This window comes from Paraprevotella clara YIT 11840, assembly GCF_000233955.1.
In the GTDB taxonomy this organism is placed as follows: domain Bacteria; phylum Bacteroidota; class Bacteroidia; order Bacteroidales; family Bacteroidaceae; genus Paraprevotella; species Paraprevotella clara.
The window spans coordinates 302370-317903 of sequence record NZ_JH376597.1 but is presented as its reverse complement, the minus strand read 5'-3'; the positions used below and the strand labels follow the sequence as shown (position 1 = coordinate 317903).

The following is a 15534-nucleotide window of genomic DNA, read 5'->3' as shown; positions in this document are numbered from 1 at the left end:
ATTGCATTTTGCCTAATAATAAATATGAAAAAAGACTAATCTGCCGGATTATCCCTATCTTTGCACCGCTTTTCTGTTTTTTCACTCCTATGATGCAATATGTTAAGGATTTGACTCACGGTTCCATTCGCGGACAACTGGTAAGACTGGCTCTTCCCGTCATGGGGTCGTCATTTGTCCAAATGGCCTATAGCTTTACCGATATGGCTTGGGTAGGAAGCTTGGGCAGCAAATCGGTCGCGGCGATTGGGGCTGTCGGGGTGCTGACGTGGACGAGTAATTCCCTGGCTCTTATCAATAAAGTCGGTGCGGAGGTAAATGTGAGCCAGTGTATCGGTGCGCAGCGTATGGATAAAGCGCAGGCTTATGCGTCACATAATCTGACGTTGGCTTTGTTGATTTCCGTTGTATGGACGACATTAATCTGGACGTGTGCCGTTCCGTTGATAGGGATATTCGGGATGGAAAGCGACGTGACGCAGTTATCAGTGGAATATTTGCGGGTGGTATCTACGGCTTTCCCTTTTATTTTTATGTCTGCTGCTTTCACCGGAATCTACAATGCTTCGGGGCATACGCAGGTTCCTTTTTATGTAAATGGAATAGGATTGGCACTCAATATGCTGCTTGACCCGCTTTTCATTTTAGGTTTTGGCATGGGAACTTTAGGAGCTGCCTGGGCCACTTGGATATCTCAGGTTACGGTTTGCCTGATGTTTTTTTACGTATTGATGAGGAGACGCCGCTTGTTCGAACGTTTTCGGATATTGGTTCCGCTGCGTTTGCCTTACGTTCCTTTAATCTTCAAAGTCGGGTTGCCGGTGGCTTTGTTGAATATTTTTTTCTCGTTGATTAGCCTGTTCATGGGGCGTACGGCATCGGCAGAGGGAGGATATCTGGGGGTAATGACTTTGACGGCAGGCGGGCAGTTGGAGGCTATAGCTTGGTACACTTCTCAAGGATTCAGTACGGCGCTGAGTACCTTTGTGGCACAAAACTATGCGGCCGGATGTACGGAACGTATTCGCAAGGCTTTTAAAATGACGTTGGGGATTACGGCTGCCATAGGTGCCGGATGCACGGCCTTGTTTTATGGAGGCGGTGAATGGATTTTTTCCCTTATCACATCGGAACCGGACGCTTACCGTGCCGGAGGGCTTTTCCTGAAAATAGATAGCTACTCCATGATTTTTATGATGCTTGAGATCACGACGCAAGGTGTCTTTTACGGGACCGGGCGTACGGTGCCCCCGGCTTTGGTCAGCATCACCGGCAACGTGTTGCGCATCCCTCTGGCTTTGCTTTTAGGACATTGGGGATGGGGGATAGCCGGCGTGTGGTGGGCCGTCAGTATGTCCAGTATCTTGAAAGGCTGTGTCTTGTTCGGTTGGTTGGTTTTGCGGCGTCACGTGCTCTTGACCGGCAGTACGTTGAGACCCCGTTCCGGCCTGCTATCCTAACCAAGTGTGCATCCTTTCGCGGATGGCGTTCGATTCGCTGAGCAGATGGATGAATTTAAGGGCAGAGTGCTTCCGGTAGGCATGTTTCAAAGTATGGATACATCCCTCCATTTCATACTCATTGACATCTAAGGGGATGGCTTTCACTCCCGATTCATCGTGTATGGTAGCCTCGGAAAGGATGGTCACCAGATTGCTTTTCTTTATCAGTTTCAGCAGGATATTGACTTCGTTCAGTTCCACGCGGACTTTGAATTTGTAGTCACGTTCGGAAAACACTTGGTCGAATGTATTCCGGGCCTGCAGGCCTTTGCTGGGCAGGGCAAACTCATATTTTTCCAGTTCGCCGAGTGTCACTTTCTGTTTCTGGGCCAAGGCATGATCGGAACGCACGATGACCGACAGATGGTTGTCGAAGAGGATGTGCGATTCGATCTGTTCGTAACGGCGTGTGGGTTTGAAGGCCAGTACGAAATCCACTTCTCGCTTGACAAGCATTTGCATCAGTTCCGTCATGGTCTTGTAGAAAATGTTCAGTTTCACTTCGGGGTACAGTTTCATGAAAGCCAACACCGTTTCCGTCAGAATCGGGCTGAACGAATAGGTCACGCCGATGTTCAGCGTGCCGGTGAGCAGTTGTTGCAGGTCGCGTATATGTTCTTTGCACGTGTCGGCGGCATACAGGGTTTCTTTGGCGTATGGCAAAAGTTCCGCTCCGGCTTCGGTCAGCGTCACTTCATGGCTGTTGCGTTGGAAGAGTTGTACGTCCAACTCGGTTTCCAGTTGTCGGATTTGCTGGGATAATGTACTTTGTGTGATGTACAGCCCTTTGGCGGCTTCGGAAAAGTTGAGTGTTTCGGCAGCTTTGACGAAATACCGGAGTTGTCGTAATTCCATATAGTCGATGATTAGCGTGTAGCTTTAAATGAAGTGTTCTTGAACAGGAAGATGGGTAGCGTGGCTCCTACGACCATTCCCAATATAATAAATGTACAGGTCAAACCGTTGTAGGACAACAGATAGAAATAGTGGTTGAAAGCATGTTCTTCCTGGTTGGTCAGGCAGAGCAAAAGAGCTTCGATTGTGCGGTAGGCGTACATTCCCGGAATCATGGGGAGCAGCGCGGGGAAGGAGAAAGTCTCCGCCGGGCATTTGGCACGTGGAGCCAGAAACACCGTCAGTACGCCGATGACCAGCGACGCGATGAAGCTGGCACCGATGAGGTGCATCTCACCGTAAGCGTTATGGGTGAGGACATACCGTGTGGCGTGACCTAAAGCGGCAATGAGGGCACAATACTTGTAAGCTTGGCGCGGAGGATTACTGATGCTGGCAAAGCCGATGGCAGCAATCGCCGCAAAGAATCCGTCCTGAAGAATATTGAAGAGATAAGTCATCATCGTTAGAGCCATTTGATATTCATGAGTAATAAACCGCCGCACAAGCCGGCCGACAAACAAGCGGTCAGTACCATGGCATTCATGAAACGGCTGAATGAACTGATATAGTGTCCGTCCAGAAGGTCGCTCACGGAATTGATGTAAGGAATGCCCGGTATCAGATACAGGACACTGGTGCCGAGGGCGATTTCCGGTGTATCGCTTAGGTCGAATACGTAACCCGCCGCACCGATTACGGAAGAGAAGAACGCGCAGCAGAAGAATACGAAACGTACGTCTTGTCCGTCCTCCAACATCACTTGTTTCAGTTTGTAACCTGCCAATGTTCCTATCAGTACGATAGCCATGGCTATGAAATCTCCTCCGAACAGACGGCAAAATGCCATGTTGGCTAAGGATGCCAGTATCCACACCATCCAAGGATTGGCCGGTCGGGTCTGCACGATGGCTTCAAAATTCCGGCGGGCCTCTGTGAAACCTATTTTCCGGTCGGCTATCGCCCAACTTAATTTGCTCAGTTGGGTATTGATGTCGAAACTGATACCCGTATGATGCAGTCTTACGATATTGCTGTACGAGTGGCTGCGGTCGTCGTTCCACACCGTCATGTGTATATGCGAGGGCAAGATGGTCATTTCCGATGTCATGTTCCATCTGTCGGCCATCCGTTTTACATTCTTTTCTATGCGGATACATGTGGCACCGCATCCTAAGAGCCATGCGGCGTAGTCGGAAAGAAAGATGCACGCATCTTTCGGCGTTGCAGGAATATCCGTTTCTGCAACGAGTGCCTCTTTATGATTCGTCGTCGTCGAGTTCGTCATAGATATTGTTCTCGTTTCCTATTTCAAGAATCTTGCTGTCTCCCGTTTCCCTGCGCATCTTTTGGATGCTTCTGAAAATAAAAATCAAAAATAAGCATCCTACGGTTAAAATCCAAATGGTCATCTGATTATTCATATCTTTTTTCTTTTTGATACCGCAAAAGTAGGCGGTTTATCGTTCTCCGGAAAGTTTTCGTTCGCGAAAGTTTCGATAGTGGCTATCGTATTTACCGAGTCTCTGCCATCGGTGTTTATTATGGCAAAAATGTCCCGCCGGTATTGGGCGAAGCGGGAAAAAAGCGTATTTTTGCGGGACAAACAGGAATATTTATGCATAGCAGAGAAGAAAAATTAGAGGCTTTCGGGCGTTTCCTCGATGTGTTGGATACGTTGCGCGAAAAGTGTCCGTGGGACAAGAAACAGACGAACGAGAGCCTGCGGCCGAACACGATAGAGGAAACCTTTGAGTTGTGCGACGCCCTGATGAAAGACGACAAGAAAAACATTTGCAAGGAACTGGGCGACGTGCTGCTGCACGTGTGTTTTTATGCCAAGATTGCCAGCGAGACGGGGGATTTTGATATAGCAGACGTGTGCGACAAGTTGACGGACAAACTGATTTTCCGCCACCCGCATGTGTACGGCGAAGCACAGGCCGACACGGCAGGTCAGGTAAGCCAGAATTGGGAACAAATCAAATTGAAGGAGAAAGACGGTAACAAGAGCGTGTTGGGCGGCGTGCCGGAAGCTTTGCCTTCGCTCATCAAGGCTTACCGTATTCAGGACAAGGCGCGCAATGTCGGCTTCGATTGGGAAAAGAAAGAGGACGTATGGGACAAGGTGAGGGAAGAACTCGGCGAATTGCAGGCAGAACTGGCCCGGGAGGACAAGGAGAAATCCACCGATGAGTTCGGCGATTTCCTTTTCAGTGTCATCAATGCCGGAAGGCTTTATCATATCAATCCTGACAACGCCTTGGAGCGTACGAACCGCAAGTTCATCCGGCGCTTCAATTATGTGGAGCAACATTCCATCCGCCAAGGACGGTCTTTGAAGGACATGACCTTGGGAGAAATGGATGCACTTTGGAACGAAGCGAAAGAAATAGAGAAACGGGGCGGCTTGTAACGTCCCGTTTCTTATAATACTTGTACGACTATCCGTTTATATGCCGTCAGTGCCGGCTTGCCCCGGTCAGTCAGGGAGAGAATGACGTGCAGGGACTTTCCGGATGCCTCTGCGGGGATGTGTATGCGGCATTTCGGGGAATCCCCGTTTTCCATGTTTACCTTACCCTTATACGTACTGGGTTCGGCATAGATTTCCCAACGGAAATCCAACGGATTCCCATCGGGGTCGTGAGATGCGGAAGCGTCGAATTCCATATCGCGGCCTGCCTTTACCTTTTTATATATGCAGTTCATGTCGTCGTGCCCATCTACGATGGCTACAGGATGGTGGTTGACGGCGGAATACTCGTCTGTGGCTGTCCAGGCCATACGTGCCGCAAAATCGTTCCATATCTCCCGTTCCCATCTCTTTATCGAGTTTCCGCCTTCGGCTGCACAGGCGTACATGCGGTATGGGTCGTACAGGCTCTCGTCCTTTCCGCTTTGGGCAATGAATTTCATGCCGCGTACGTTTTCGGCGGGGGTATCCGAGAAACGGCCGCCCCATCCTCCGAAAGTGATTTCTTCGGGTACGTTCAGCCCGTTGGCATATACGTAGAGGAAAGACGGGGAGTCGCCCTCTGTGGCCCATTTCCTGTCGGGATAATAGTCGCCTAAAGGTTTATGGCTTTGTATGTTGTCCCTGAGCCATTCGTCCGAAGGTGCCCATCCGTAAACCGCTTTGTTACGGAGGTATAAGATGCCGGGATAGTTCTGGGCAATCCAAGCACCGGCATCGTCTTGTCCCAACACGTCATAGATGCGGATTTTACGTACGAACCTTTCGATGTCTTTGGGGGAGCGCGTGTGCGTCACGGTCCAAAGTGCCTGAGCCACAGTGTTCATGCCGCCCCAAGCGGCAATCCATACCGGTCGCGGGTCGTCCTTTTTGTCCACGGCTTCGATGATGAGTTCGGAGCCGGGAGATGCTTTGCCGTTTCCCACGCCCGCCATATTGGATGTCTTTTGGCCTTGCCGGATGACGGAGCGGAGGTAGCCCGGTTCAGGATAGCCTTCCGCATGTTTTTTCAAGCGTGGCAGGACTTTTTCAAATTGCCCGACAACTTCATGAATTCGGTCCACCTTGTCCGGCATGTCCGACCAGACCTGCGAGCTGACCAACCCTTCGATGTCTATCGCATTGGAACATACCAAAAGATGAATCATCGACTGGGTATCGTCCGGGTCCGTGCCTCCGAGGTCCGTGGTGACGATAAGTCTTTGCTTGTCCGGATGCGTCCGTGCGTTACGGCAATGGCATGCAGAGGCGGAGGCGGCCAATAGTAATGCGAACAGCGTTTTCAGGCATATTCCGGGTTGAAGTTTTAACGTAGATACATACATGGCATTCAAATGATGTTTTTTGTTTATATTGTTTTTTCTGTCCTTTCGGTACCTATTTTATTTCTTCTATTTCAATGTCTTTGTACCAAACTTCACAAGCTTTACCCTCGTGTATTTGCAGAGCTATATGACCCTCTTGGTTAATAGTGCCTATACCTTCGAATGGTTCATCGATGTAAGGTTCTATATAATCTGTCGTTTTGACTCCATTCAGCCAAATGCGTATACGTGGTCCTTCACAACGTATAATAAGATCGTTCCATTGGTCGGCTTTGTAATTTTGGGGTACTCCGGTTGGCATTCCAAGAAAGTCCCAACGACGTTGTTCATCATATAGTGCGCCCTGTTTCCAAGAGATAATATCGGCCTGATAACCGACCATTTCGAATGAACGTCCGGGGATAGTGCAAGGAACACTTCGGAATTGTATTCCGCCATTATAGCTTTCGTCCGAAGCTTTCACTTTATACTTCAGTCGTAGTTCGAAGTTTTTATATTTTCGTGTGGTGCGTATGAATTGATTGTGTTCAAGGTCCTTGTTTATGTTTCCGCCTACGATGGCTCGTTTTTCGATACGAAAATGTGCCATACTGTATTCTCCATCGTTACCTTCCCAACCCTCAAAATCTTTACCGTTGAAGAGACGAGTGCCTTCGAAATGAGCTGGAATGCCAGTCGCTTCCGATGTGGTCGGAAGGGATGTCGGAACAAGTATCAGAGATTGTACGTCAGGGAAAGCTTCGTCTGCTTTCAGTTTACCTTCTTTGTTGCGTTTGATGCCCTTTTGTATACCTCGTAATGTAATCGTTACATTTCCTCCTTGGGGAATATTGATAATGCCGATCTTTTCTGTGGTGTAGTCAAACCAAGTGAAAGTGGGCTTAAACAAAGCGGCCAGTTCCTGCCCGTCGGCTTCCAAGGTCATAGCACTTCCGGCATGGGGTTGCGCATATCGCATCAACACTTGATAGTGTCCCGGCAAGAGAGAAGCGGACCATGATATGGATTGGGACGGATGGTTCCAACCGTGGATGGAGGCTTCGGTACCTTTCCCTTGCATAGTCATTTCGGGAGAAATCCGAGCTTTGTATGCCGGCAATAGGATGGTATCGCCCGTCCGGGCCTTTTCGTCGTTAGCTTTGATAAGTTCTTCGCAGAGTCTATTGATTTCGTTTACACTTTGGATGAGGTAAGGCATCGGGTTATCGAAATCATGTTCATATTCCAGCATCATTAAAGGCTTGGTTTGACTATCGTTCAGAGCTTGAAATATCTCTTTCAATCGTCCCTTGCCGGTACCACATGGGACATCGAGTCCGTGGGGGGATATGGTACTTACATCTCGTAAATGAAAATGATACATCTTGCCTATATCAATGTAGCGTCGTGTAATTTCATACGTGTCGAATCCACCTCGCATGTAGTGCCCAATGTCAATGGATGCTCCGATGCAGGAACCGTGGTTTTGAGTGTCTTCTACGGTGAAATCCGGATTCCAATAAGCTGCTGCTTTCGGGTGGTTTGTGAAAACCATTTTCACACCGTGCTTTTCCAAAATCTTTTCATAAAATGCGACCGGTTGCCCACCTTGTTCTGCACGGCGCGGGTCACTGACAATCATCCATCCCATATCTTTGCAAAATTTTACGATATCTTCAAAGCCTTTTCCGCTACCGTCCATCCAATAATATATGGATTCGCATTTCACTCCGCTTTCAGCCAGCTTCCGCTTGATGCGTTCCCGCCATTCAGGGGAGAGTCCGGCATGGATGTTTTGTGTACTTTCCTCGCAAATCCGTGCCCCGATGGTGGCTTCTATATAATGTAGTCCTAAGGCACGGGTCAGGTCTATGGCTTCGAAAAAGGTATATTTATGAAAGGTATAGAACTGGACACCCACTTTCCATCCCAGTTCCTCTGCATGAGGACAACCGTCAGCAAGGCGTCCATAGCAATGGTAAGGTGGTTGTACGATACGGTTTAAGTTCAGATTTTCTGCACGTTGGGCATAGCTTTCCGGCAGCATACTGCATGTCAGACACATGCAAATTAAGATGATTCTTTTGAACATGATAAAGTGGTATTGATAAAGTTATTATTATGGCCGCGTGGCCGGTTTGTTTTTGATGTGGTAATGGAACTTGTCAACGTCTATATAACCCCTGTTGTTTTGGTTATTATACGTACAGATTCCTACCATGTCTCCTCTAAAGTTACCTGTTCCCATTCTGTATTCATCACCGAAAGGGTAGAAGTTTTGTCCGTCTATGCTATAGAGGAAATGTTGCCCTTCCGTAGTGTATTGCCGGTTTGTATCACGCTTTTCGAAACCGGAAACCGACCGGATGTACAAGGTTTTTAGGTTGGACGGGAGTCGTGGGCCGTTTTTGCTCTTTCCGTCTGCTTCGTAGATAATATGTTTGCTGTTACCGTAATCAGCTATTCCGCAAAAAGCATAGTGCACTCCGCCATTGAAATGTGTCAGTCCGGCTTTTTGTCCTTGGGTGGTACCCGTCACGTCCACTTTTATGGTGATGATGACCGTGTCGGAACTCATGTAGCGTTGGTGAAGGGTATTGGCTGCTTTGAAGAACGAATCTGTTGAATCTGCCGTAGCATCCGCATAAAGACGGAGAAATCCAGGGCGTACACTCAACGACCAATGCGAACTGTCCGGTTGGTGGTTCCAAGCCCATAGCTTTTTAAGTGTGGAGAAGGAGAAGTCGTCGCTGCCGTGAGGTAGCGTGGTATGAGAAGATTGGACGGGTTTGGCAGCTCTCCAACACATTTTTCCGTATTCATTGGGAGAGGATACGGAATCACCGATGACAGGCCAATCATCTATCCAGGTCACAGGTACGAGGCAGGGAGTGCGTCCGTCCGAGCCGTATCGATTGAATTGTGCAATCCAGTACCACCGCCCGTCCGGAGTATCCACCAAGCCGCCTTGTCCCGGAAGTACCTGCCGATAAGGATTCCCGTGCGGGTCAATACGTTTTATTTCGTATGTACCGATGTCTCCCGGTGTTCCGGGGCTACCGTCGGCTTTTGTTCCGTATAGGTTCCGGGAACGATAGACGTAAGTTCCCGCTCCATTTCCTCCGTCTAAGAATTCAATGTGAAGGAGGTAGTAATACCCGTTTCTCCGATATAGTTTGTTTCCTTCCGTGGAATAATTCCGGCTGTACAATGTACCTCCTTTGGGGTATTCGTACACGATACCTCGCTGTTTCATGTGTTCGGTTTCGGCATCTAATAATTGTGTGCCGTCCGGACTCATCTGAAACAGGTAGCCAAACCAGTTTTTACCTGGGGTACTGCTGGCCAAATAGGCGTTCCCGTTTTCGTCCCATATCGGGCAGGGATCGGTCCATCCTTCTACTTGTAAAGGTTGGCCGAACTTGTCTTTCAGAGGCTGTACGTCCCATTTCCCGGCAGGGTTACGGGTGGTTGCGACGAACATGCCATCGGTATATAGATTAACATACACATAAAACTTTCCTTTGTGATAACGGATGCACGGAGCATATACTCCTCCGTTGTAACGTCGCATTTTCCGGAAAGAGAAAGCCGGAGACACTTTAGACAAGTCGTCAAAAACCGCTCCTATGATTTCCCAGTTCACAAGGTCTTTGGAATGAAGTACCGTGACTCCGGGAGAGGTTTCAAATGTGGAGGTTACCATGTAAAAGTCGTCACCGACCCGTATTGGGTCAGGGTCACTGAAATCGGCGGCAATGATGGGATTACGGTAAGTACCGTCACCCATATCGCCCCAATAGCCGTTTTGTGCTTGTTCGTTCAATTTGGCAGTGTCTTCCTGATGTTTTTTTGTACAAGGCCGTATCTCTTCATATAATTCGGCTGTTTCATGTTTTTGTTTGGTCGAATCACTATTTATATGAGCGTTTAGGCGAGGGTAAGAGGCAAAACAAGTCAGTGTTAGTAAGAGCACGCCTCTTTGGCTGATTTTTATTATGGGTGTATACATGGCATTCAAATGATGTTTTTTATTTATATTGTTTTTCCTGTCCTTTCGGTACGTTGCAAAGGTAAGCGGTATGGGATTATCTTGTTTTCGGCTGTGTTGCATGTTTTTTGTTTAAGGTAACTTTTTGTGCTTTTTTGAGAGGTAAAAATCATCTGCCTTACAACGTGAAATCGTTCTGCGCCAAACAAAAAATCAATCGCAGGAGATTGAAAAATTGTTTGGCGCAGAATGAAAATCCAATATCTGAAGACGGTTCGGAGTGTGTCCGAACCCTATCTTTAGCTTAAGATTATCTGCTACTCCGAAGGTGAATTCAGAAGGGGAAAAGCAAGGGCAGTACGAATATCATGACGATACCCATAATGATTTGCAATGGCAAACCGACTTTGACGTAATCCATGAAAGTGTATTGGCCGGCCGGCATGACCAACGCGTTGGGAGGCGTAGAAAACGGGGACGCGAAACACATGCTGGCACCGAGGGTGACGGCAAACAGGAAGGGGACTGGGCTTACACCAATCTGTAGCGCACTTTGCAAGGCTATGGGGGCCAGCAATACGGCCGTCGCCGTATTACTGATGAACATGGTCATCAGGGAGGTCGTGAAATAGATTCCGGCCATGAGTGCCAACGGGCCGTAACTGCCCAGTCCGTTGACAAGGCTGTTGGATATGAACTCGGCTCCTCCCGTTTTTTCCAGGGCTAACGACATGGGAAGCATGGCGGCAATCAGCACGATGCTTTCCCAATTGATGGTTTTATAGGCCGCTTCCACATTGCGGAAACATCCGGTCAGTACCATCAGTATGCCGGCTATCATGACCGCCGTGACGGGGGCTACGGGGATGAAGTCGAATACCATCATGGCGACCATCAGTATCATGATGGCCGCTGCCAGCGGGGCTTTGTAGTCCAGGGTCACCTTGGCCGCTTCGTCGAGCGGCTCTCCCAATACGACCCAGTCTTCATCTTCTTTGCTCAGCCGCGAGATATCGCTCCACGTTCCTTGTATGAGTAGTACGTCACCGGAGTGAATGCGAAGGTCGCCCAAATCCTGCAACAGGTATTCTTTCTTACGGCGGATACCCAATACGTTAACATTGAATTTGTCTCTGAAGCCTATTTCTTTAATCGTGTGGTTGACGATTCTTGAGGCCGGCATTAAGACGATTTCAGCGATGCCTATGTCATAGAAATCCAGCGAACGGTCTCTGCGTATGTCTTCCGAGGCCCGGCCGTCGAGAATTTCCAGTCGGTGTGCTGCGGCCCAAGCGTTTACTTGTTCGAAATCTCCTTTGACATATAGAATATCTTCTGCTTGCAGGATGGTGTTCGGTTCAGCCAATTTTTGCGTGATGGTCTTCAGGAAACGGTGTTGCGATGCCTCTCCTCTCCGTACTTCCAGAATGTTCAGCCCGTACCTGCGGCGTATGTCCAAGTCTACGATGGTTTTGCCTTTCAGCACGGACTTTGCAGGGATTCTCAACCGGAAAAGGTTGTCGGAGAGTCCGTATTCATGCACTAACTCTTTGAGCGACTTTCCGGAATGCTTGCCTGTGCGGCTTTCTGCGCCTCGCTTGGATAAGAAGATTTTGCTGAGTGGCAGCAGGACAATGGTGCCTACGACTACGCAGATAAGTCCTACGGGAAGAAATGAAAAGAAAGAAAGGCTGGGATAGCCGGCGTCTGTCAACGTGTTTTGTATGACGAGGTTGGGAGGCGTACCGATTAGGGTCATCATGCCGCCCATACTGCTGGCAAAGGCCAGCGGCATGAGTAGTCGGCTGGCGTTCATGTGGGGATTGGATGCTGCCAAACTGACGACGATCGGGAGCATCAGGGCCACGGTGCCGGTGTTGCTGACGAAAGCGCCGATGGCCGAGGTGACGGCCATGATGAGGATAAACAGGCGTAGTTCGCTGTTTCCGGCCAGTTTGAGAATGCGCGAACTGAGCATTTTGGCCAGTCCGGTCTGGAAGATGGCCCCTCCGACGACAAACAGGCCGACCATCATAATGACTACGGAGTTGGAGAACCCCGACAAGGCTTCTTCCGGAGTGAGAATATGGAATATCAGCAGGGCTACCAAGGCGCACAATGCCACGATATCGGAACGTATTTTTCCGCTGACAAAAAATATGGCGGAAAGAATCAAGATGCAGAGGGTGGTCAGCATGGATGAAAACATGTTAGGGTTTATATCATAATCTTCTTCAAAGTTACGAAGATTAATCTGTTGTCGGGAGAGGGAGGGGGCTTTTTTATGTATTCTTTAGAAATGAACTTGAAACAAAAAAGCACAGCATGGCGAGCTGTGCTTACTTTTGCTTGGACCTGTCCGGCCGGTTGCTGAACTTGCGTAGCATACGACGGTGGAAGCGGTCTTCGGCCTGCATGGCTTCATGCACTTTCCGGGCGGGAACCGCTTTACACATTTTTTTGTAGTAAACATCTTCCAATTCGGCCGACTCAATCTTTAATTTGTTGATCTCTTTGATGAGATTATAATAATCTTTGTCCGTCGAGTGAGCCGGCAGACTTCTTTTTTTAAGTTCCCTGATTTGCCAGTTGATACCTCGTTGTTTGTCATGCAGTTCATGGAAAATCGGGAAAAAGGCCGTGGCTTCGGCTGGAGTCAGGCAGGCTTCACGTACGATGAAACTCTCCAGATGCTTCACAAAATCTTGAGGAGAGAACTGTCCTTTGGGCGGTTGGGCCATGAACTGTATGTGACCGAGTACCCAAAACAGGACGAACAGGGGCAGTATTTTTCTTTTCATCTGGTTTTATGTCTATGAATTAATACACATCTGTCAAGTATAGGGCGATTTCGTGGTTGCTGACCATGGCGTAATCAAGTACGTCGTCCATATAAATGTCTTCGGTTTCTATGGTCTCTCCATATTGTGCCACAGGGCTTTCACCGTGGGGGTGAATTACGGATTGGAGATAATATGTTCCGAGAAACATGGCACCGCACAGGGCGGCGGCCACAGCATACCATACCGTGCGCATGCGTGTTCGTCGGCGGGAGGGCATAGAGAGAACAGGCTTCATTTCCTTCTCCGGCAATTTACTCATCAACTCGGACGTAAACTGCTCGAAATACCCCTCCGGAACCTTGAACGGGTTGCCGGAACCGTATTTTTTTCGGATGAAATCTTCTTCTTTCATAACTGGCATTCCTTTCTTTGTATATTTGATATTTCCGGATTCAAAAGGTTTAATCTTGTGATTTAAAAAAATCGCATATTTTTTTCACGGCATGATGGTAGGAGGCTTTTAAGGCGCCTACGCTGGTGTTTAATATGCTGCTCATTTCTTCGTATTTCATTTCTTCATAATACTTTAAATGGAATACGGCGCGTTGCTTGTCCGGCAAACTGGCGATGGCTTTTTGCAACTGAAGCTCCGTTTCATTTCCATCGAAATATTCATCGGCCGTCAGTTGGTTGACGATGGCCGTCGGGGCATCGTCCAGTCCGGTCATGTCTTTTTTCCGTTGTAGGAAGTTCAGGGTTTCATTGGTGGCAATACGATAAAGCCACGTACTCAAACGGGCATCGCCGCGGAAGGTGTCTAAATTGACCCAGGCTTTGATAAACGTATTTTGCAAGATGTCATTGGTGTCGTCATGACTGTATACCATACGGCGGATTTGCCGATACAGTTGCGGGCTGTAAAGGTTCACCAATTGTTCGAATGCTTGGCGTTGATATTCCGGCTGGTTCAACCGGTGGATGAGTGACGTTTCCTCCGTAGAATTCATACTGGTATAAGTCGTTGTTTAGATAGGACACCCGGAAGGGAAGATAGTTTAAAACGCTTCCAGTTTTTTGAGCAAAATTTCATCGTAGCCGTAGGGGTCGGGACTTTCTTCCCATCCGCCGTCCGGCTTCGGATAGAGGGTGTAATAGTCTATGACGACTGGTATGGAAGGGTCGAACCGTTGTATACCTACTTTCAACTGTTCGCCTTCTTTCTTTTCTATGGGGACGGATGAATTCAACGGAGGCAGGCCGATAGCTTCCCGGAGCTTGTTTACTGTTTTTTCTTCGGGTGAATTCAATAAAAAGACGGCCAGTTCGAGTGGTTTTTCTATTCGGATACATCCGTGGCTGATGGCTCTGTTTGTGCGTTTGAAAGCCTGTCTGTTGTTGGTGTCGTGCAAGTAGATGGAGAAATTGTTGGGAAACCTGAATATCAGTCTTCCCAACGAATTACCTTCTCCGTTGTCTTGACGTACTCTGTAACGGCCACTGGTAAGCATGTCGGAAGTGACCGCAGCAGGTGGTAGTTCCTCCCCGGTCTCCTTATTGAAGATGCGGTAACGGTTGCGTGAGAAATAAGCCTCATCTCCTGCATGTCGCGGGGCTATCTCCTTTTTTACAATGCTGTACGGGATGTTCCAATATGGATTCATATCCACTCGTTCGATGCGGCTTTGCAACATGGGAGTTTTGTTTTTTGGACTGCCGATACATATTTTCATGTCCAGATATTCCGGCTTGTTTTCGTCTACGGCATAAAGCGTTGCAGCAGCCAAATTGACCCAGACGTACTTGTCGTGTGCGGCGAAAGGGGTTCGCCAACGGCTCCGTTCGATATTGACGATGGCTTTGCGGCGCGTTTCCGGATTTTGTGTTTGCAGGTAATGGTCTGTCAACTGACGGTATAATGGATTATCAGGTTGTATGTCCCGAAAGAAATCGGTAAAGTTCCCGTCTTTCAGCAAAGAGAGGGCTTTATGGACAAATTCTTGATCCGCGCTTTCCGTTTCAATGTCATACAATCGGCGGAAAGGAGCTTTTTGCGTCGTGTCCGTTTGTTCTAACCGATTGAAAATCTGGTTCGGTTGGACGTATCCGAAGCGTTGTCCGCATACGTATCTGAGATAAGCTTTCGTAAGTAGAAACTCAGTGCGTCCGAAAACGGCATTGATGTTGTTTTCGGGGTCGAAATCCAGTTGACGGATTCGTCGCAGGTTTGTTTGAAGCTCGGATATATAAAAATTACTTTCCCGTAGACCGGACGAAGAAGCCTTTTGGAGATAAGCCAGTAAAGTATCTGCTTTTTCATCTATTCCCGAGCGGGTAATCCAAAGGAAAGGAGCGCCGGAGGCGTAGTATTTACGGGTATACTCGTCGGCATACATTCTGAGAGGAAGCAACCGTAAACTGTCGATTTCATGTCGTATTTTCCGACTGGACAGGCTATATTCCCGTATATTCCAATCCGCAAGATCGTCCAATTGGACGTTGATGTTTGCATTTTTTTTCTCTTCATGGCATGAAACGATAATCAGACAGAAGAGTAAGAGACTAAAAAAACGAGAAAATCCCATTA

14 protein-coding genes are annotated in these 15534 nt (G+C 48.3%); 2 read left to right on the top strand and 12 right to left on the bottom strand.

Annotated elements, in window-relative coordinates; all coding sequences use genetic code 11:
* Positions 1–92: 92 nt before the first annotated feature.
* Positions 93–1460 carry an MATE family efflux transporter gene (locus HMPREF9441_RS07545; protein WP_039865053.1) on the top strand — a complete coding sequence of 456 codons (1368 nt, stop codon included), beginning with the start codon at positions 93–95 and terminating at the stop codon, positions 1458–1460.
* On the opposite strand, the gene HMPREF9441_RS07540 is transcribed toward HMPREF9441_RS07545, so the two are convergent.
* Genes HMPREF9441_RS07540 through HMPREF9441_RS18615 form a run of 4 tightly spaced genes read right to left on the bottom strand, consistent with a single transcriptional unit; the run spans position 1452 to position 3820 of the window.
* A complete protein-coding gene (locus HMPREF9441_RS07540; protein ID WP_008619805.1) occupies positions 1452–2357 on the bottom strand; it encodes a LysR substrate-binding domain-containing protein in 906 nt (301 codons plus the stop codon). The two genes, HMPREF9441_RS07545 and HMPREF9441_RS07540, sit on opposite strands and share 9 nt — an antisense overlap.
* 11 nt (positions 2358–2368) lie before the next feature.
* A complete protein-coding gene (locus tag HMPREF9441_RS07535; protein WP_008619803.1) occupies positions 2369–2872 on the bottom strand; it encodes a threonine/serine exporter family protein in 504 nt (167 codons plus the stop codon).
* Positions 2863–3684, bottom strand: a complete 822-nt coding sequence (locus tag HMPREF9441_RS07530; RefSeq protein WP_008619802.1) for a threonine/serine exporter family protein — start codon at positions 3682–3684, stop codon at positions 2863–2865. The genes HMPREF9441_RS07535 and HMPREF9441_RS07530 overlap by 10 nt, the downstream gene beginning before the upstream one ends.
* Positions 3656–3820, bottom strand: coding sequence for a hypothetical protein (locus tag HMPREF9441_RS18615; protein WP_008619800.1), 165 nt, complete (start codon positions 3818–3820; stop codon positions 3656–3658). The genes HMPREF9441_RS07530 and HMPREF9441_RS18615 overlap by 29 nt, the downstream gene beginning before the upstream one ends.
* A 194-nt stretch (positions 3821–4014) precedes the next feature.
* On the opposite strand from HMPREF9441_RS18615, the gene mazG reads away from it, so the two are divergent.
* The gene (gene mazG, locus HMPREF9441_RS07520; protein WP_008619796.1) at positions 4015–4812 is read left to right on the top strand and encodes a nucleoside triphosphate pyrophosphohydrolase; all 798 of its coding nucleotides are present in this window, start codon (positions 4015–4017) and stop codon (positions 4810–4812) included.
* Between the two features lie 11 nt (positions 4813–4823).
* Here mazG and HMPREF9441_RS07515 read toward each other — a convergent pair whose 3' ends face one another.
* From HMPREF9441_RS07515 to HMPREF9441_RS07480, 8 genes are all read right to left on the bottom strand, one after another.
* On the bottom strand, positions 4824–6197 hold the full coding sequence (locus tag HMPREF9441_RS07515; RefSeq protein WP_008619794.1) for a DUF1593 domain-containing protein: 1374 nt from the start codon (positions 6195–6197) through the stop codon (positions 4824–4826).
* A 52-nt stretch (positions 6198–6249) separates the two neighbouring features.
* Positions 6250–8268, bottom strand: coding sequence for a family 16 glycoside hydrolase (locus tag HMPREF9441_RS07510; RefSeq protein ID WP_244949676.1), 2019 nt, complete (start codon positions 8266–8268; stop codon positions 6250–6252).
* Between the two features lie 27 nt (positions 8269–8295).
* Entirely contained in the window at positions 8296–10002 is a 1707-nt protein-coding gene (locus HMPREF9441_RS07505; protein ID WP_230315544.1) for a glycoside hydrolase family 43 protein, read from the bottom strand.
* Between the two features lie 499 nt (positions 10003–10501).
* Positions 10502–12364 (bottom strand): SLC13 family permease, encoded by a 1863-nt coding sequence (locus HMPREF9441_RS07500; protein WP_021980678.1) that lies wholly within the window; start codon positions 12362–12364, stop codon positions 10502–10504.
* 142 nt (positions 12365–12506) lie between these two features.
* Positions 12507–12968 carry a hypothetical protein gene (locus tag HMPREF9441_RS07495; RefSeq protein WP_008619787.1) on the bottom strand — a complete coding sequence of 154 codons (462 nt, stop codon included), beginning with the start codon at positions 12966–12968 and terminating at the stop codon, positions 12507–12509.
* A 19-nt stretch (positions 12969–12987) separates the two neighbouring features.
* Positions 12988–13362, bottom strand: a complete 375-nt coding sequence (locus HMPREF9441_RS07490) for a hypothetical protein (protein WP_244949675.1) — start codon at positions 13360–13362, stop codon at positions 12988–12990.
* A gap of 49 nt (positions 13363–13411) precedes the next feature.
* Positions 13412–13957 carry an RNA polymerase sigma factor gene (locus HMPREF9441_RS07485; protein ID WP_008619785.1) on the bottom strand — a complete coding sequence of 182 codons (546 nt, stop codon included), beginning with the start codon at positions 13955–13957 and terminating at the stop codon, positions 13412–13414.
* A 48-nt stretch (positions 13958–14005) separates the two neighbouring features.
* Positions 14006–15439, bottom strand: coding sequence for a L,D-transpeptidase family protein (locus tag HMPREF9441_RS07480; RefSeq protein WP_244949674.1), 1434 nt, complete (start codon positions 15437–15439; stop codon positions 14006–14008).
* Positions 15440–15534: the final 95 nt, after the last annotated feature.